This is a genomic window from Kitasatospora sp. NPDC056184 (assembly GCF_042268405.1).
In the GTDB taxonomy this organism is placed as follows: domain Bacteria; phylum Actinomycetota; class Actinomycetes; order Streptomycetales; family Streptomycetaceae; genus Kitasatospora.
The window spans coordinates 242,474-260,672 of record NZ_JBHJUI010000008.1 but is presented as its reverse complement, the minus strand read 5'-3'; the positions used below and the strand labels follow the sequence as shown (position 1 = coordinate 260,672).

Annotated in this window: 14 protein-coding genes, 1 tRNA gene and 1 other RNA gene; 6 read left to right on the top strand and 10 right to left on the bottom strand. The window is 73.0% G+C overall.

The features are described 5' to 3' along the window. Positions 1-66: 66 nt before the first annotated feature. From ACFC0B_RS18675 to ACFC0B_RS18665, 3 genes are all read left to right on the top strand, one after another. Entirely contained in the window at positions 67-1,548 is a 1,482-nt protein-coding gene (locus ACFC0B_RS18675; RefSeq protein ID WP_376086901.1) for an MFS transporter, read from the top strand. A gap of 99 nt (positions 1,549-1,647) precedes the next feature. Beyond that, positions 1,648-3,543 (top strand): prolyl oligopeptidase family serine peptidase, encoded by a 1,896-nt coding sequence (locus ACFC0B_RS18670; protein WP_376086900.1) that lies wholly within the window; start codon positions 1,648-1,650, stop codon positions 3,541-3,543. Between the two features lie 90 nt (positions 3,544-3,633). Beyond that, positions 3,634-4,167, top strand: a complete 534-nt coding sequence (locus ACFC0B_RS18665) for a hypothetical protein (RefSeq protein WP_376086899.1) — start codon at positions 3,634-3,636, stop codon at positions 4,165-4,167. Here the strand turns inward: ACFC0B_RS18665 and ACFC0B_RS18660 are convergent, their stop codons facing one another. From ACFC0B_RS18660 to ffs, 10 genes are all read right to left on the bottom strand, one after another. Beyond that, positions 4,168-4,971 carry an SURF1 family protein gene (locus tag ACFC0B_RS18660; RefSeq protein ID WP_376086898.1) on the bottom strand — a complete coding sequence of 268 codons (804 nt, stop codon included), beginning with the start codon at positions 4,969-4,971 and terminating at the stop codon, positions 4,168-4,170. A 571-nt stretch (positions 4,972-5,542) separates the two neighbouring features. After that, positions 5,543-7,159: a hypothetical protein gene (locus ACFC0B_RS18655; protein ID WP_376086897.1), complete on the bottom strand. Its 1,617-nt coding sequence runs from the start codon at positions 7,157-7,159 to the stop codon at positions 5,543-5,545. Next, complete coding sequence (locus tag ACFC0B_RS18650; protein WP_376086896.1) at positions 7,152-7,715, bottom strand: SigE family RNA polymerase sigma factor; 564 nt, start codon at positions 7,713-7,715, stop codon at positions 7,152-7,154. The genes ACFC0B_RS18655 and ACFC0B_RS18650 overlap by 8 nt, the downstream gene beginning before the upstream one ends. Before the next feature lie 289 nt (positions 7,716-8,004). Continuing rightward, positions 8,005-9,147: an aspartate-semialdehyde dehydrogenase gene (locus ACFC0B_RS18645; RefSeq protein WP_376086895.1), complete on the bottom strand. Its 1,143-nt coding sequence runs from the start codon at positions 9,145-9,147 to the stop codon at positions 8,005-8,007. Next, positions 9,144-10,424: an aspartate kinase gene (locus ACFC0B_RS18640; RefSeq protein WP_376086894.1), complete on the bottom strand. Its 1,281-nt coding sequence runs from the start codon at positions 10,422-10,424 to the stop codon at positions 9,144-9,146. Before ACFC0B_RS18640 ends, ACFC0B_RS18645 begins: the two co-directional genes overlap by 4 nt. Before the next feature lie 354 nt (positions 10,425-10,778). Continuing rightward, positions 10,779-11,525, bottom strand: coding sequence for a DUF5063 domain-containing protein (locus ACFC0B_RS18635; RefSeq protein ID WP_376086893.1), 747 nt, complete (start codon positions 11,523-11,525; stop codon positions 10,779-10,781). Continuing rightward, positions 11,518-12,117 carry a recombination mediator RecR gene (recR, locus tag ACFC0B_RS18630; protein ID WP_376086892.1) on the bottom strand — a complete coding sequence of 200 codons (600 nt, stop codon included), beginning with the start codon at positions 12,115-12,117 and terminating at the stop codon, positions 11,518-11,520. The genes ACFC0B_RS18635 and recR overlap by 8 nt, the downstream gene beginning before the upstream one ends. Positions 12,118-12,297: 180 nt before the next feature. Then, positions 12,298-12,639, bottom strand: a complete 342-nt coding sequence (locus ACFC0B_RS18625) for a YbaB/EbfC family nucleoid-associated protein (RefSeq protein WP_376086891.1) — start codon at positions 12,637-12,639, stop codon at positions 12,298-12,300. A gap of 70 nt (positions 12,640-12,709) precedes the next feature. After that, positions 12,710-14,953, bottom strand: a complete 2,244-nt coding sequence (locus ACFC0B_RS18620) for a DNA polymerase III subunit gamma and tau (protein WP_376086890.1) — start codon at positions 14,951-14,953, stop codon at positions 12,710-12,712. A gap of 65 nt (positions 14,954-15,018) precedes the next feature. Then, positions 15,019-15,109, bottom strand: an RNA gene (gene ffs, locus ACFC0B_RS18615) — signal recognition particle sRNA small type. Between the two features lie 134 nt (positions 15,110-15,243). On the opposite strand from ffs, the gene ACFC0B_RS18610 reads away from it, so the two are divergent. The 3 genes from ACFC0B_RS18610 to ACFC0B_RS18600 all read left to right on the top strand — a co-directional run bounded on the left by ACFC0B_RS18610 (position 15,244) and on the right by ACFC0B_RS18600 (position 17,995). Continuing rightward, positions 15,244-15,331, top strand: a tRNA-Ser gene (locus ACFC0B_RS18610). A gap of 142 nt (positions 15,332-15,473) precedes the next feature. Next, entirely contained in the window at positions 15,474-16,715 is a 1,242-nt protein-coding gene (locus ACFC0B_RS18605; protein WP_376086889.1) for a DUF4365 domain-containing protein, read from the top strand. A gap of 131 nt (positions 16,716-16,846) precedes the next feature. Next, a complete protein-coding gene (locus ACFC0B_RS18600; protein WP_376086888.1) occupies positions 16,847-17,995 on the top strand; it encodes a hypothetical protein in 1,149 nt (382 codons plus the stop codon). The last annotated feature ends 204 nt before the right edge of the window (positions 17,996-18,199 follow it).

Genomic DNA, 18,199 nt, shown 5'->3' with positions numbered 1-18,199 from the left:
CGACCGACCACCGGGGCGGGCGAATTCGGCGCCCGCCCCGCTCCACCGCCCCGAGGAGTGGACGAGTTGTCCCGTGCGCCCACCGCCCGCCCGACCGCCCCCGGTACCGGCTCCGGCACCGCCCCCGGTACCGGCTCCGGAACCGGCTCCGGAACCGCCGACGCGCGCGCTCCGCGCGGCCTGCTGCCGGTCCTCCTGACCGCCACCTTCATGACCGCCCTCGACGTCTTCGTCGTCAATGTCGCCATCCCCTCCCTGCAGAGCGACCTGGGGGCCGGACCGGCCGCCGTCCAATGGGTGGTCGCCGGCTTCGGCCTCGCCTTCGCCGCCGGGCTGATCACCGCCGGCCGGCTCGGCGACCGCCACGGCCGGCGCCGGCTGTTCGGACTCGGCCTGGCCCTGTTCACCCTGGCCTCGGCGGCCTGCGGCCTGGCGCCGACCGCGGGCGCGCTGGTCGCCGCCCGGGTGGCCCAGGGGCTGGCGGCGGCGCTGATGGGTCCGCAGGTGCTGGCGATCCTCCGCACGGCCTACAGCGGCGCGGCGCAGGCCCGGGCGTTCGCGATGTACGGGCTGACCATGGGGCTCGGCGCCGTCTTCGGGCAGCTCATCGGCGGGGTGCTGATCCGTGCCGACCTGTTCGGCCTGGACTGGCGCAGCTGCTTCCTGCTCAACCTCCCGGTCGGTCTGACCGCCCTGGCATTGGTGCGGCGCAGTCTGCCCGAGTCGCGCGCCCCGCACCGCCCGGGCCTGGACCCGGTGGGCGTCGCGCTGGTGACCGTCGCGCTGACCGGACTGGTGCTGCCGCTGATCCAGGGCCCCGGGGCCGGCTGGCCGCTGTGGACCTGGCTCTGCCTGGGCGGCGCGACGGCGCTGCTCGCCCTGTTCGCGCTCCACCAGCACCGCAGCGGCCCGGCGGGCCGCTCACCGCTCGTCGACACCCGGCTGTTCGACATCCGGCGGTCCGCCGGCCGCTCGTTCACCACCGGCCTGCTCGTGCAGCTGACCTTCTCGCTCGGCCAGGGCTCCTTCTTCCTGGTGCTCGCCCTCTACCTCCAGCCGGGCCGCGGCCTGGACGCGCTCGGCGCGGGCCTGGTCTTCACCGCGATCGGCCTCGGCTACCTGGCGACCTCCACCGCCGCGCACCGCGTCGCCGCCCGGCTGGGCCGGCAGGCGATCGCGCTCGGCGGACTGCTGATGGCCGCCGGGCTGGGCCTGCTCGGCCTCGCCGTGCACGCCACGGGCACCACCGGCAGCGTCTGGTGGCTGGCGCCCGGCCTGTTCGTGGACGGGCTCGGGATGGGCCTGGTGATCGCCCCGGTGACGTCGGTGGTGCTGGCGGGCGTCGAACCGCGGCTGGCCGGTTCGGCGGCGGGCCTGGTGGCCACCGTCCAGCAGGTGGCGGGCGCGCTCGGGGTCGCGCTGATCGGCATCCTCTCCTACGCCGCCGACGACCCGGTCTCCGCGTTCGGGCGCAGCCTCGTGGCGCTGGCGGTGCTGGAGCTGCTGCTCGCGGGCCTGGTCCAGCTGCTGCCGCGCCGCACGCGGTGAGCCGGGGACCGGCGCGAGGGGAGGACCCCGGGGCGGTCCTCCCCGTTCCGTTTCGCCCTCCCGTTCCGTTTCCTCCCCCCGATCGGGTTGGATGGGTGGATGAGCGAGGAGAAGAGCGCCGTACCGGCGTGGGAGCAGCGGTTCAGGGCGGCCCGGGTCTCCCTGCCGGACTGGGCGGAGGACGCCCCCGAGCGGGCGCTGTACGTGTCCAACGCCAGCGGCACCTACGAGGTCTACGCGTGGGACCGCGCCACCGACACCCACCGGCGGGTCACCGACCGGCCCAACGGCACCACCGACGCCGAGCTGTCGCCCGACGGCCAGTGGATCTGGTGGTTCGACGACAACGACGGCGACGAGTTCGGCATCTGGCGCCGCCAGCCCTTCGCCGGCCGCCCCGAGGGCGCCGCTGGTCCTGCCGGTCCCGACGAGGAGGCCGTTCCCGGCCTCGCCCCGTCCTACGAGGCGGGTCTCGCCCTGGGCCGGGACGGCACCGTGGTGGTCGGCCGCTCCACGGACGACGGCGGCACCACCCTGCACCTGCGCCGCCCCGGCGCGGACCGGGCTGTCGAGATCTACCGGCACGCCGAGTACGGCGGCGTCGGCGACCTGAGCCACGACGGCACCCTGCTGGCCATCGACCACACCGAGCACGGCGACGCCATGCACGGCGCGATCCGCGTGGTGCGGCTGCCCGCCGACGGCTCCGGCGACGTCGCCACCGTGGCCGAGCTGGACGAGGTCACCGGCTGCGACGAGCCGCGCGGGGTGGCCTGCCTGGGCTTCGCACCGCTCGACGGCGACACCCGGCTGCTGGTCGCCCACCAGCGCACCGGCCGCTGGGAGCCGGTGATCTGGGACGTCGCGACCGGCACGGAGACGGCGCTGCTGCTCCGCGACGAGCAGGGCCGCGAGCTGCCGGGCGACCTCTCCGCCCAGTGGCGGCCCGACGCCCGGTCGCTGCTGATCGAGCACGAGTACGAGGCGCGCAGCGAGCTGTTCTCGTACGCGCTGGACGAGGGCGTGCTCACCCGGCTGGACACCCCGCGCGGCACCGTCGGCGGCGCCACCCCGCGGCCGGACGGCACCGTGGAGTTCCTCTGGTCCTCCGCCGCCGAGCCGTCCGCCGTGCGCTCCACCGCCGGCACCGTGGTGCTGCGCGCGCCCGGTGCCGTCCCGCCCGGCTCGGTGCCGGTCGAGGACGTGTGGGTGGACGGGCCCGGCGGGCGGGTGCACGCGCTGGTCCAGCGGCCGGCCGGGGCGGGCGACGGGCCGTTCCCGACCGTGTTCGAGGTCCACGGCGGCCCGACCCACCACGACAGCGACTCCTTCGCCGCCGGACCGGCCGCCTGGCTGGACCACGGCTTCGCGGTGGTCCGGGTCAACTACCGCGGCTCCACCGGCTACGGCCAGGCCTGGACGGACGCGCTGCGCGAGCGGGTCGGGCTGATCGAGCTGGAGGACATCGCCGCCGTGCGCGCGTGGGCGGTGGCGAGCGGGCTGGCCGACCCCGCGCGGCTGGTGCTGTCCGGCGGCTCCTGGGGCGGCTACCTCACGCTGCTCGGGCTCGGGACGCAGCCGGAGCTGTGGAGCCTCGGCGTCGCCGCCGTGCCGGTCGCGGACTACCTGACGGCGTACGAGGACGAGATGGAGGCGCTGAAGGCGATCGACCGCACGCTCTTCGGCGGCACGCCGGAGGAGGTGCCCGAGCGCTGGACGGCGTCGTCGCCGCTGACGTACGTCGAGCAGGTGCGGGTGCCGGTGTACATCAGTGCCGGGGTGAACGACCCGCGGTGCCCGATCAAGCAGATCGACAACTACGTCGAGCGGCTGGAGCAGTTCGGCAAGCCGCACGAGGTGTACCGGTACGACGCCGGGCACGGGTCGCTGGTGGTGGACGAGCGGATCAAGCAGCTGCGGTTGGAGATCGAATTCGTCCGCCGACACCTCGGCGGCCCGGCGGTGGGCGAGAATCAGGCGGGCACGGAGAAGTGACGTCGGGGACGTCGGGGACGTAGGCGACGTCGGGAACGGGGGGTACGGGTGAGACGCCTGTTGACGATCGCGGGGGCGGGGGTGGCCGGGGTGCTGGTGCTCACCGGCTGCTCGGGTTCGGACGGCGGTGGCGGGGGCGGTGGGAGCGCGGCTTGTCCGCCGGCTTCCTCGCCGTCGTCCTCGCCCTCCTCGTCGTCGTCCGCGCCGTCGTCGTCGGTGCCGTCGTCGCTGGTGCCCACGGCCGCCTCCACGGTGGTGAAGGCGGCGTTCCGCACCGCGCCGGTCGCGGGCGGGGAGGGTGACGGTGTGGTGCTGCTCGCCAAGTCGTCGGGCTCGAAGGGGTCGTCGTCATCGGGCTCGAAGGGGTCCAAGGGCTCCAAGAGCGGCCGCACGACCAGGCACCACAGCGACACGTACAACAGCAACGGCAGTGGCAACGGCAGCAACAGCAGTGGCCGCAAGTGCGACAACCCGCCGCCGACCGCCTCGCCTTCGGCCGGCACACCGTCGGCCGGTGCGCCGTCGCCCGCGGTGCCGTCGCCCGCGGTTCCCACGGTGCCGACTGCGCCGGTGCCGACCGGGCCGGCCAAGCCGGCCGTGCCGCCGGTGAAGCCGTCCCGCTGATCAGTCCAGGACCGGGTCCAGACCGAGGGCCCGGTCCTGCTCCGCCTCCGCCTCGCGGCGCACCAGGCGGAACCACATGAAGACCACGAAGCCGCCGAAGACGAACCACTCCAGCGTGTAGCCGAGGTTCTGGAACGCGCGCAGGGAGAGGCCGTCGCCGCCCTGCGGCTGCACGGTCGGCACGGGGGTGAGGCCGTCCGGCGCGATGTCGGCGGACACCCAGCCGTCGTACCAGCCGTCCAGCGCGAGCTTGTTGACGAGTGCGGCCCGGTTGATCGTGCCGAGCTGCCCCTCCGGGAGGCCGCCGGCCACGGCGCCGCCGCTGCCGCTGGTCTCGCCGGCCTGGAGGCGGCCGGTCACGGTCACCTCGCCGGCCGGGGCGGCCGCTACCGGGCTGTCGGCGACGGCCGCGCCGACCGGGGGCGCCCCGGCGGCCCAGCCGCGGACGACCGCGGTGGTCCGGCCGTCGGCGGTGCGCAGCGGGGTGAGCACGTAGTAGCCCTGCTTGCCGTCCAGCACGCGGTTGGGGACGAGCAGCTGGTGCTCCTGCTCGAAGGTGCCGGTGACCGTCACGGCGCGGCCGACGGTTTCGGTGGTGACCTGCGGGCTGTCGGCGGCGAGCAGTTCGCCGAGCGGCCGGGGGGCGCCGCCGTCGGCCACCGCCCGGCTGATCTCCTGGTGCGAGGAGACCCGGTCCTCGAACCGGCCGAGCTGCCAGGAGCCGAGCCAGACGCACACCGCGACGGCCGCCACGGCCAACGCGGTGCCGCTCAGCCAGCGCGGAGTGAGGAGGAACCGGTACACACCCCCCACGGTAACCACTCCTCACACCCCGCCCGCCCCCAGGGCCCCCGCGTGCCTTCCGCTCGCGTCTCCCGCCTTCAGGGAATATGCAGACCGGTCTACTGATTCTGGCCACCTCGCCAACGCCCCCGGAGCCGCCCGGAGTGGAAAGTCGGACCCGCCGACTTCCCACTCCCAGCACGTCGACCCGCGCCCCACGCGGCCCCACAAATATGCCGACCGGTCTACATACTCCGGCCAGTATCAGTAGACCGGTCTACATAGTCTGCCCGCCCCCGCGGCATCGCCGGAGCAGGAAGTCGGACCGGCCGACTTTCCACTCCCACCCAACGCCCTCCCACGCACCAAGCCCCCGCCCGCTCACGAAAATATGCCGACCGGTCTACATACTTCGCCCCGACCGCCCCACGCACAGCACCGCCCACACCGCCCCGCCTCGGAGCAGGAAGTCGGACCCACCGACTTCCTGCGCACCTTCCGCGGCGCACATCCTCGGCGCGCGCCAGCAGGAGCACACCTCGCGCCGTCGTCGGCGTCGGCACCGACGACGGCAGCCGCCCGCGCCCTCAGCTCACCCCGCCGACGGCGAGGTGCTGGGGGCGGGGGTCAGGGTGTCGGCCGGGAGGAGCTGCGGCACCGTCCGGTAGACGGTGCCCGCGCAGGCGCCCGGCAGTACGGCGCTCGCGGCGGCCGGGTTGCCCGGGGCCGGGGTGTACGCCAGGGTGACGCTCGCCGCAGGCTTGCTCGGTCCGGGCGCCGAGGTGGCCGACGGACTCGGCGCCCCGGTGGGCGCACCCGTCGTCGTGGTCGGCCTCGGCTGTGCGGTCGGCTCCCCGGCCGGGTCGGTCGCCGGGACCACCCCCGGTGCCCCACCCGTGCCGCCCGCCGACGTCCCGCCGACGCCCGGCTGGCCGCCGCCCGTCCCCGAGCCACCGTCCGTCCCCGCCGAACCCGCCGCACCCACCGAGCCACCGCCCGTCCCCGAGCCACCCGTGCTCCCGCCGGAACCGGAACCGGACCCCGCCCCGGAAACAGACCCGGAACCGCCGCCACCATCCGCTCCCGGCAGCGCACCCGAGCCCCCGCCCGGCCCGCCGCTCGCGGTACCGGGACCGGCCGAGCCGCCCCCCGTCGTACCGCCGCCGGACGTGCCCGACTGCCCGCCGCCCGTGGACGCGCTCGGCGAGGACGTCCCGCCCGGCGCGGAGCAGCCGCCCTGGTCCGGGATCCAGGCGAAGTCCACCCGGTACCCGGCCCGGGGCTGGAGGACGAGACCGTCGCTCCCCGCGTCCTTCCCGGTCGCGGGGCCGGACGCGGGTCCGGGTGCGGGCAGGTCGGCCGCCGGGTCACCGGCGGTGTGGAAGACGACCCGGATGCGGCCGGCGTCCGCCGCCGGGACACCCGTGACGGTCACCGACCCGGGACCGCCCAGCTGGCAGCTGCGCCCGGAGACGTTGGTCACGGTGAAGTAGCCGTAGATCCGCCCGCCGGCATCCGCGGCGCCGAGGCGCGCGGCGCCCTGCCCGAGGTCGGAGCGCGCGCACAGTGCCACCACCGAGGCGTTGTTCCCTCCGGTGGTGGCGGGGGCGGTCGGGGCGAAGGTGCCGTTCGCCGGCCGGCTGGTGCTCGGGCCGGCGCTCGGCGAGCCGTCGGCCGTGCCGGACGGGCTGCCGGGGACGGCCGGTGCCCCGGTGCCGGTGGTCGGCGGCAGGTCGGGCGCGCCGGCGGTGCCGGAGGCGGTGCCCGCGACGGTCGCCGAGGCGCTGCCGCTCGCGGCACCCGCCGAGCCGGGGCCGCCGGACAGGCCGAGGTGGTCCGCGGTGTGCAGCGCCGGCAGCAGGAACGAGGCGGCGGCGGTGACGGCGGCGACCCCCGTCCAGGCCCCGCGCCGGACGGCCCGTCTGCGCGGCACCGCCCGCCGGATGTGCTGCAGGCTGCCGGGGGCGGGCTGCACCCCGGCCACCGCCCGCTGCATCAGCTCCCGGACCAGCCGCTCCTCGCGCTCACCGGACTCCTCGCCGCCGAGCGGGGCCGCCGAACCCAGCGGGGCCGCCGAACCGAACGGAGCCCCCTCACCGACGCCCGAGCCCCCGCCGGCGCCCGTACCCGAGCCCGAGCCTGGGTCCTTGCCCGTACCCGTACCCGCTCCCGCTCCCGTGCCCGTCCCCGTGCGATCGTTCTCAGCCATGCCCGGCCTCCATCTGGACCCGCAGTGCGGCGAGCCCTCGTGAGCCGTACGCCTTCACCGAACCGAGCGAGATGCCCAGGGTCTCGGCCACCTGTGCCTCCGTCATGTCCAGGAAGTAGCGCAGCACCAGCACCTCCCGCTGACGGCGTTGCAGCCCCCGCAGCGCGACTTTCAACTGGTCACGCTCCAGCGCATCGTAGGCGCCTTCCTCTGCACTGGCCATGTCAGGCATCGGCTTCTGCAGCAACCGCAGCCCGAGGATCCTGCGCCGCAGCGTCGAGCGGGACAGGTTGACCACAGTCTGCCGCAGGTAGGCCAGCGTCTTCTCGGGTTCACGCACCCGCCGCCGGGCCGCGTGCACCCGGATGAAGGCCTCCTGGACGACGTCCTCGCAGCTCGACAGGTCGTCGAGGAGCAGCGCGGCCAACCTCAGCAGGGATCGGTAGTGCGCCTGATAGGTCTCTGTGAGCAGATCCTCGCTGGTCCCGGCGGCGGTTCCGGCGGTGCCGGCGTTACCGGCGCCGGAATCCGCGGCGCCGGGTGCGACTGCCGTCATCTGGTTATCTTCCGGCCTATCCGCAGGCCACTGGACACGCGACGGAAACGTCACCGCGGCTACCGCCGAGATGCCCGTCCCTGCCCCCACCATCACGTTCGCCACGCCCGTTGGACACTCGATCCCCTGTCATGGTTGCCCAGTCCGGGGGACATTCTCCCGCACGGGAGGAACGGCCCTCCAGGGGATCCGGCGAGGATTCCTCACACAGTCGGCGAACATCCCGCGCAGAGCCGGGGCATCCCGCTCCACACTTCGTCAGGACCGGTCCGCGGGCCGTGCGGCGGGCCTACGCCTCGTCGTCGTCCTCGTCGCCGACGCCGCCGCTGCCTACGCCCTCACCCGCAGACCCGCAGCGGCCCTCGGCGGCCACCAGATCGGCGGCCACCAACTCCGCGGCCACCAGCTCCGCGATCTGAAGCGCGTTCAACGCCGCACCCCGGCGCAGGTTGTCCCCGCAGAGGAAGAGGTCCAGCGCGTTCGGGTCGTCCAGCGCCCGCCGCAGCCGTCCCGCCCACACCGGGTCCGTCCCGACCGCGTCGTTCGGGGTGGGGAACTCCCCCGCCGCCGGGTCGTCGTACAGCACCACCCCGGGGGCCTCCGCCAGCAGCTCCCGGGCGTGCTCCTGGGTGACCTCGCGCTCGAACACCGCGTGCACGGCGAGCGCGTGGGTGCGCACCACCGGGATCCGCACGCAGGTGGCGGAGACCTTCAGCCGGGGCAGGCCGAGGATCTTGCGGGACTCGTCGCGCAGCGTGCGCTCCCCGGACGACCAGCCGCCGTCCGTCAGCACGCCGGTCCACGGCACCGCGTTGAGCGCGAGCGGGGCCGCGAACGGCCCGTGGTCGGCGATCACCGCGCGCAGGTCGCCGGTCTGCTCGCCGACGTCGGTGCCGGCCACCTGGGAGAGCTGGGTGCGCAGCGCGTCCGCGCCGGCCCGGCCCAGGCCGGAGGCGGCCTGGTAGGAGGCGACGACCAGCGACTCCAGCCCGTACTCGGCGTGCAGCACGCCGATTGCCGCGATCATGGTCAGGGTGGTGGAGTCGGGGCTCGCCACGATGCCGCGCGAGCGCATCCGGGCGGCCGCCGCGTTGACCTCGGGCACCACCAGCGGCACGGCGTCGTCCAGCCGGAACGCGCCGGAGTTGTCGACCACCACGACGCCCTTGGCGGCCGCGATCGGCGCCCAGCGGGCGGCGACCTCCTCGGGGACGTCGAACAGCGCGACGTCGATCCCCTCGAAGGCCTCCTCGCCGAGCGCGAGCACCTCGACGGGCTCCCCGCGCACGACCGCCTTGCGGCCGGCCGAGCGCGGGGAGGCGACGAGTCGGATCTCGCCCCAGACGTCCTGGCGGAGGGAGAGCAGGCCGAGGAGCACCTCGCCGACCGCGCCGGTGGCGCCGACGACGGCGAGGTTCGGCCGCCGGGTCATCGCCCGGTGCCTCCGTAGACGACGGCTTCGTCCGTCTCGCTGTCCAGCCCGAAGGCGCTGTGGACAGCCTGGACGGCCGCGTTGACGTCCTCGGCGCGGGTGACCACCGAGATGCGGATCTCCGAGGTGGAGATCAGCTCGATGTTGACGCCGGCCGCGGAGAGCGCCTCGAAGAAGGTCGCGGTGACGCCCGGGTTGGAGCGCATGCCCGCGCCGACCAGCGAGATCTTGCCGATCGCGTCGTCGTAGCGGAGCGACTCGTAGCCGATGCCCTCGCGGACCTTGTCCAGCGCGTCGATGGCCTTCTGGCCCTCGCTCTTCGGCAGGGTGAAGGAGATGTCCGTCAGGCCGGTCGACGCCGCCGAGACGTTCTGCACCACCATGTCGATGTTGATTTCGGCGTCGGCGATGGCGCGGAAGATGCGCGCCGCCTCGCCCGGCTTGTCGGGGACGCCGACGACCGTGACCTTCGCCTCGGACGTGTCATGGGCGACTCCGGAGATGATGGCCTGCTCCATCTCGCCCCCTTCGGGCTGGTTCGGGTTGTCGTTGCTGACGATCGTCCCGGGGAGGCCCGAGAAGGACGAGCGTACGTGAATCGGGATGTTGTAGCGGCGCGCGTACTCCACACAGCGGTCGAGCAGCACCTTGGACCCGGACGAGGCCAGCTCCAGCATGTCCTCGTACGCGATCCAGTCGATCTTGCGGGCCTTCTTCACCACGCGCGGGTCGGCGGTGAACACGCCGTCCACGTCGGTGTAGATCTCGCAGACCTCCGCCTTGAGGGCGGCGGCGAGGGCGACGGCGGTGGTGTCCGAGCCGCCGCGGCCGAGCGTGGTGATGTCCTTGCTCGACTGCGACACGCCCTGGAAGCCGGCCACGATCGCGATGTTGCCCTCGTCCAGGGCGGTGCGGATGCGGCCCGGCGTCACGTCGATGATGCGCGCCTTGTTGTGGACCGAGTCGGTGATGACGCCCGCCTGGCTGCCTGTGAACGACTGCGCCTCGTGGCCCAGGGATTTGATCGCCATGGCCAGCAGCGCCATGGAGATGCGCTCTCCAGCGGTCAGCAGCATGTCGAACTCGCGGCCGGCGGGGAGAGGTGACACCTGCTCCGCGAGTTCGATGAGCTCGTCCGTCGTGTCGCCCATCGCGGACACCACGACGACGACCTCATGGCCGGCCTTCTTGGCATCAACGATTCGACGGGCCACGCGCTTGATGCCCTCGGCATCCGCAACGGATGAGCCGCCGTACTTCTGCACGACAAGGCCCACGTGCGCTCCTCGACTTGTGTCGTCTTCGGGGGCGATCGGCCCCCGCACCCCCGGGTGGCGGGGGCAGTGCGGTCGGCGCCAGTCTACCGAGCGGGGGTGCTCCGACCTCCGCTTTCCATATGATGAGACACACGTTTCAGCAGGTGAGCGGGGGTGCGGGCGGTCCCACCGGCAGGTCTGCGGGCGGGCCCCCGCCGTTCCGGAGAATCGGCGGACGAACGGACGGACGCCCCGGGGTTTTCCTCCCCGTGCGGGAGAGTGAGGCTTCCGTCACACTCCGCGGCGCGCTCCGCTCAGGTACTCCGCCGACCCGCCGCGTCCACCGTCCTCGGCGGCGTCCGCACCGTGCCCGGCCTACCGCCCGCCCAGCTCCGCCGCCATCAGGTCACCGGCCTGCTGCTCCAGCTGCTCGTCGGTGAGCCCGTCGTTGTCGGTGTCCGCGCCGTCCGGCGCCGCCCCGATCGGGCTGTCCAACCGGACGTGGGCGATCAGCGACTGCAGCGCCCGCAGGACGGCCGTGCAGGTGGTGCCCCAGTTGGACAGGTACGAGAACTGCCACCACCAGAGCGCCTCGCTGACCCGGCCCTCGCGGTAGTGGGTGAGCCCGTGCTGCAGCTCGCCCACCACCCCGGCCAGGTCGTCCGAGATCCGGAAGGCGTTCGGCTTCTCCGGCGGCCCGTACGGGTCGAAGACCTCGTGGTAGACGTCGATCGGCGCGAGCAGTTCGGCCAGCCGCTCGCGCAGCTGCTCGCCGTCCGGCTCCGGTCCGGCGTCGGGCTCGAAGCGGTCCTCGGGGACGACGTCCTCGATGGCACCCAGCCGACCGCCGGCCAGCAGGAGCTGCGACACCTCCAACAGGAGGAGCGAGACGGCGCTGCCGGGCTCGTCGCCCTTGGCGACCTCGGTCACCGAGAGCACGAAGCTCTCCACCGAGTCCGCGATCTGCACCGCGAAGTCGTCCGGCTCCGAGCCGTGCCCGTGCGTGTGCGGGTCGTGCTGGCCCGGCGGGACGTGCGGGGCGTCCTGGGGGGTGAGCCGGTCCTGCTCCGGTCCGGCCTGGTGGGGTGTGTGGGGCTGCTGGTTGATCGTCCGGTCAGACATCGAGCAGTCGTCTCCCTTCGAAGGCACGGCCGAGCGTGACCTCGTCCGCGTACTCCAGATCCCCGCCGACGGGCAGACCGCTCGCCAGGCGGGTCACCTTCAGGCCCATCGGCTTGCAGAGCCGGGCCAGGTAGGTGGCGGTCGCCTCCCCCTCCAGATTGGGGTCGGTGGCCAGGATCAGCTCGGCGACCGTGCCGTCCGCGAGCCGCGCCAGCAGCTCCCGGATCCGCAGGTCGTCCGGGCCCACGCCCTCGATCGGGCTGATCGCGCCGCCCAGCACGTGGTAGCGGCCGCGGAACTCCCGGGTGCGCTCGATGGCGACGACGTCCTTGGGCTCCTCGACGACGCAGATGACACCGAGGTCACGGCGCGGGTCGAGGCAGACCCGGCACTGCTCGGCCTCCGCGACGTTGCCACAGACGGCGCAGAACCGGACCTTGTCCTTGACCTCCAGCAGCGCGTGCGCCAGCCGGCGGACGTCGACGGGGTCGGCCTGCAGGACGTGGAAGGCGATCCGCTGCGCGCTCTTGGGCCCGACGCCGGGCAGCCTGCCCAGTTCGTCGATCAGGTCCTGAACCACGCCCTCGTACAACGTCGCGCCTTCCCTCGGGTTGGACCGGTGGCACCCGCACGGGGTACTCCGGTGCCATCATCCAACGAATCGGACGCCGGGCACACCGCCCGACGCCCGACTCCCGCATAAATCACACAGGTCCATCGCCTGAACTCCGGACCGTCACGGCCCCGCGTCCCCCGGACCGTCCCGCCGCTCTCAGAACGGCAGACCGGGGATGCCGCCGCCGCCCAGGCCCTGGGTCAGCGGGCCCATCCGCTCGGCCTGCATCTTCTGCGCGGCCTGGTTGGCGTCCCGGACGGCCGCCAGCACCAGGTCCGCCAGCGTCTCGGTGTCCTCCGGGTCCACGGCGGCCGGGGCGATGGTCAGCGCCACCAGTTCCCCGGCGCCGGTCACCGTCGCCTCGACGAGACCGCCGCCCGCCGAGCCGGTCACCTTCGCCTCGGCCAGCTCCTGCTGCGCCTGGGCGAGGTCCTGCTGCATCTTCTGCGCCTGCTTGAGCAGCGCCTGCATGTTGGGCTGGCCACCACCGGGAAACACGGCTCACTCCTTGCGTTCGGTCTGCGCCTGGTGCGCCTTCTGGTACGTCCACGACGAGCCTACGTGCTGGTCAGTTCCCACCGTGCCGGATCTCCTCCAGCACCGTGGCACCCAGCTCGCGGATGATCAGCTCCTGGCCGGAGAACGCCTCCTCGTTGAGATCGGGGTCGTCCTCCTCCGGGATGTCGTCCTCCGGGGCGACCGCCTGCACGGGGTGCGCCGGGGCCGCCGGGGGCGGGGTCCGGACCGGCGGGGGCACCGGGGCGGCCGGCGCCGCCTGCGGCTGCGGGGGCTGGTGCTGCTGCGGCGGGGGCACCGCCGCAGGCGCCGGAGCCGCGGGCTGCACCGGGGGCGCGGACGCCACCGGACGCGCCGGTGGGGCACCCCAGCCGCCCCCGCCACCGCCGGAACCTCCGGCCCCACCGGTCCCACCGGCCCCACCGCCGAAGCCGCCCGCGCTGCCGCCGCCGACCCCGCCCGAGGACCCGCCGGACGGGTCCACGATGCACTCGACCCGCCAGTCCACGCCCAGCGCGTCCGCGAGCGCGGACCGCAGCACGTCGTCGCTGTTGCTGCTGACGAAGCTGTCGCGGGCACCCGCGTTGATGAACGAGACCTGGAGCACGCTGCCGTCGAAACCGGCCACCTGGCCGTTCTGGCTGAGCAGGATCCAGGTGAACCGGCGGCGGTTCTTCACCGCCTCCAGGATCTGCGGCCACAGCTGCCGCACCTGCGCCGCGCCCTGCTGCGCCGCCGCCGACGGCTGCCCGCCGGACACCGCGGCCGGAGCGGGGGCGGGGGCGGGTGCCGGAGCGGGCGGCTGCGCGGCCGCGGGGGCCGCCGGTGCCGCAGGCGCAGCCGCCGGGGCGGGGGCGTCCCCGGCCGGCGGGAAGCTCCGCTTGATCGGCCAGGCGCCGGGCGCCGGCCCGGCCGGCTGCGCGGGAGCGGGGGCCGGCGCGGGTGCGGGGGCCGGCGCGGGTGCGGGGGCCGGCTGCACCGGAGCCACCGCCTGCGGCACCGGCTGCGGCATCTGCGGCATCGCCGGCACCTCGGGCATCACCGGCGCGGCCGGCATCACCGCCGGAGCCGCCGCCGCGATCCCGCCGGCCGGCCCGCCGACCATTCCACCAGCGATCCCACCAGCCAGCCCGCCTGCCGCGGCCCGCCGCTCCAGCTTGTCCAGCCGCGCCTGCAACGACAGCTCGTCGCTGTACGCACCCGGCAGCATCACCCGGGCGCAGATCAGCTCCAGCTGCAGCCGGGGCGCCGCGTTGCCGCGCATCTCCGTCAGCCCGGTGTTGACGATGTCCGCCGCCCGGCTCAGCTCGGCCGCCCCGAAGGCGTCCGCCTGCGCCTGCATCACCGCGACCCGATCGGCCGGGGCGTCGATCAGCCCCTTCTCCCCCGCGTCCGGCACCGTGGCGAGGATCACCAGGTCGCGCAGCCGCTCCAGCAGGTCCGTGACGAACCGCCGCGGGTCGTGCCCGCCCTCGACCACCCGGTCGATCACCTGGAACACCGTCGCCCCGTCGTGCGCGGCGAACGCGTCCACCACCTCGTCCAGCAGCGCCGAGTCCGTGTACCCGAGCAGCGCGGTGGCCATCGGGTAGGTCACGCCGCCCTCGGTCGCGCCGGCCAGCAGCTGGTCCATCACCGACATCGAGTCACGCACCGACCCGGCGCCCGCCCGCACGACCAGCGGGAACACGGAGTCCTCGACCTGGATCCCCTCCCGGCCGCACACCTCCGTCAGGTAGTCGCGCAGCGTGCCGGGCGGCACCAGCCGGAACGGGTAGTGGTGGGTCCGGGACCGGATCGTCCCGATCACCTTCTCCGGCTCGGTGGTCGCGAAGATGAACTTGAGGTGCTCCGGCGGCTCCTCCACCACCTTCAGCAGCGCGTTGAAGCCGGCCGAGGTCACCATGTGCGCCTCGTCCAGGATGAAGATCTTGTACCGGCTGTGCACCGGCGCGAAGAACGCCCGCTCACGCAGCTCGCGCGCGTCGTCCACACCACCGTGCGAGGCCGCGTCGATCTCGATCACGTCGATCGACCCGGGCCCGCCCGTGGCGAGGTCCCGGCAGGACTGGCACTCGCCGCAGGGCGTCGGCGTCGGCCCCTGCTCGCAGTTCAGACAGCGCGCCAGGATGCGCGCGCTCGTCGTCTTGCCGCAGCCGCGCGGGCCGCTGAACAGGTAGGCGTGGTTGACCCTGTTGTTGCGCAGGGCCTGCTGGAGCGGAGCGGTCACGTGCTCCTGCCCGATGACCTCCGCGAAGGTCTCGGGGCGGTAGCGGCGGTACAGGGCTAGGGACACACCCCCGACGATATCGGGACGGACCGACAAACGCGGCCTCCCCCGCACCCCGGCCCCGGGAACGCAAAGACCCCTCGTGCACCCGCCAGAGCCCTCCTACCCTTGCTGCCTTCCGGCCCTGGGGGGGTTCAGAGAGATGACGCCACACGAGGGGCTGACCCCCACAGTACCGGATCCCGACCCCACCCCTCCACCACCACCCCCACCCCCGCATCCGCAGGCCACCCCCCACCCCCACCTGCGACATACGTGGTCGCGAGCACCCCGAAACATGTACTAAGCTCTCCCTCGGAGGATTCGCCTAGAGGCCTAGGGCGCACGCTTGGAAAGCGTGTTGGGGGCAACCCCTCACGAGTTCGAATCTCGTATCCTCCGCCAGCAGAAGGCCCGGACCGTTCTCACGGTCCGGGCCTTCGTCGTTCCCTGCTCCGGGTGCCGTGTCAGAGGGACGCGGCAGAATGACGAGGACAACAGCCGTCCCGAGCCCGGACGAGGCAAGCGGGGAACGTCCGGGGGCAGCATGCCGAAGATTCCAAAGGGCCGGCGCGTGGGCCAGGCCGCTGTGAACGCGGTGCGCGCGCTCCTTGAGGAGCACGATCACATCGTCCAGGAGATCTCCGGGCAGAACGACTTCGGCGAGGACCTCTACGTCACCTTCGTCAAGGACGAGCACGTGACGAGCGACGTGATCAGGGTGCAGGTCAAGGGTGGGGAGAAGTGGCGTCGGGCCAACGGCTACGCGGTACCCGTCGGTCACCACGGCAGTACCTGGGCAGACGGGAACATCCCGGTCTACTGCGTGGTGTACGACCCGAGCAGCAAGCGGCTGTTCTGGGCGAACGCAACACAGCAGCTCCGGCGGTCCGGCCCGTTCAACCGTCCGAAGGTCATCGGGGTCAGTCCCAACGCGGTGCTGACCGACTCGACGATGGGGTCGTTCGTCGCTCAAGCCCGTCGCTACGTCGGGCGCTACCGGGGCAGGCAGGCCGTTCTCACTCACCTGGGAGAGATGTCCGGAGTCGAATTCAACTCGACGGACCACGTCCTGCACTTCGTCAATGGTGACGACGAAGACCTCATCTTCTGGAGGCGCCCCGGCGCCGATGCCGCCACTCTTCTGCACAGCGCGCTCGGCTGGGAGCCGTATCTCGTCAGTCTGGCTTCCCTGATGCGGTCCGAGATGCCGCCTCCGGACCTCGGGACCGACGACGAGACCGTGGATCGTCTCTGGCACGACCCCGACCTGTCGACCGCCGAGGACCTGGACCTGGGTCGGCCGGAGATCATGTGGGTGGCCTCCTGCTTCATGTCCACCCGGCAGGTAGACGACGCGTCGGAGGATCTCTACGACCCGGACGAATGCGACGGATGCCCGGAGTGCACGGGCGAGGAATCCGCCGAGCACGGCAAGATTGCAGCGGACGTACTCCACGAGTACGTCATCGACCGTGTCCTCACCCGGATCGAAGCCGAGCCGGACCTCCTTTCCCTCTCCATATCGGCTATGCGCGAGGACGGCCGGATCGACCCGAAGACCGTGGCGGAACTCGGTCCCCTCGAAGCCGATCCACACATCGTCCGGCAGGTGATGAAGCTGACCCGCACCACTGCGGGAAATCTCGCACCGGAGGCGTTCCGACTGGCGGTGCTCTACCTGATCCACCGCATCTACATCGGCGGCCCCTCGCTGCCCCTCGACCAGCAGGTCCGAATCGACTGGCGCATTCCCGAGCCCGGACCGGAAGCCTTCGCCGCAGGTTGACGGCCGGCTCCACGGAGAACACACCCGTCCCCGGGAAGGGCCCGTCACCTGAGCGAGGAGACGCCCGTTGTAAGAGCGTGAACCCTTACGCCGTGACGCACCCCTTCCCGGCTCACCAGGAGCCGACGAGCATGCCACTCCTGTGTTCCGGATTCCGAATCCAGACGACGCTCCTGCACCGACTGGGCACCGACCAGTGGGACGCCCGTGTACCAGCCGTCCAACTCGTCGGTCTCGCCGAAGCGCTCGACTCGGCAGAGCGGTTGGGCACCAGGCGCGAGTTCCTCGCGGATTCGGCCCAGAACCGGGAAATGGAGAAGGTCCTGCGCGAACGGCCGGAGGCCTTCGGTGTCACGGGCCGGATGGTTCTCGGCGCCGACAACGTCTTCTGGGTTCCGGACGGGACCCGGAGCAGCGGCACCCTCGACCTTCTCGGACCTGAGTGCATCGACGGGTACCAGCGGATGGCCCTGGTCTCCCGTCTCGCCGCAGAGCTGTCCGTCGAGCACCTGGACCGGGCGGTGGTGGACGTCCGTATCGTCACCGGGTCGACCCGTGAACTCGCCCGGAGCGAGTACGACCGTGCTCACCTCTACTGCAACCCGACCGAACCGCAGGACCTCCTCGTCCGTCACCCCGTCATGCTCAGGCTCATCAAGCAGTTCAGTGACGACCAGTGCAATTTCAGGCTCCGCCGCGGCTACCAGCGCGGCCCACGCCGGGAGGGGTACTCCATCGGCGAGGCAACGACGGCACTCGCGCTGTTCTCGCACGAAGCCGACCCCGACCTCGCCCATCGCACCCTTGAGAACGAGGGCCGGCAGGAGATCTGGCGGTACCCGTCCAGCCAGGCGTTCCGCACGCTGTTCAACGACCACACGCAAGCGACCGGCGTCCGCATCGCCATCACGTTCCGACGGGCGATCCTCGGCGTCCTGGAAGAGATGCTCCGGACCCGGTCGGCCCATCACTGGCACCTGTTGGAGGACGCCCCCGACCTGATGGTCTGGGCGGTTGCCCGCCAGTTGCCGTTCGATCGACTGCACTGCGACCAGCACGACCCCGCGGCACCGCCGTGGGAGAAGATCCTAGACACCGAGGTACCCGCGCTGACGCGGCGAACCGCCGAGCGGCTCGTCCGCGCGTACGAGAAGCTGCGGTCGAACGGCGTCCACAAGAGGGCCGAGGTGCGCGAACTCCCCTACTGGCACAAGCTGCTCAAAGCCGCAGGCATGAGTCCCCGGTGCGAAGGCTCCCCGTCGGCGCCACGGCACCTCTGATCTCCGTGGTGGATACGGCCTGGTTGCGGAGGGCACGTTGATCTGGCGCAAGCTCGTGCCCGCCACAATCTCCCGAATCCAGGTGACGCACTGCCAGTCCAAGTGCAGACTCCACGCGTTCAAGGATCCTCACTGGCCACAAGGTACGAAGCGCCCCAGGGAGGCAGGCGAGCAGCAGCCAGGGTTCACTCGATCGGGTTATAT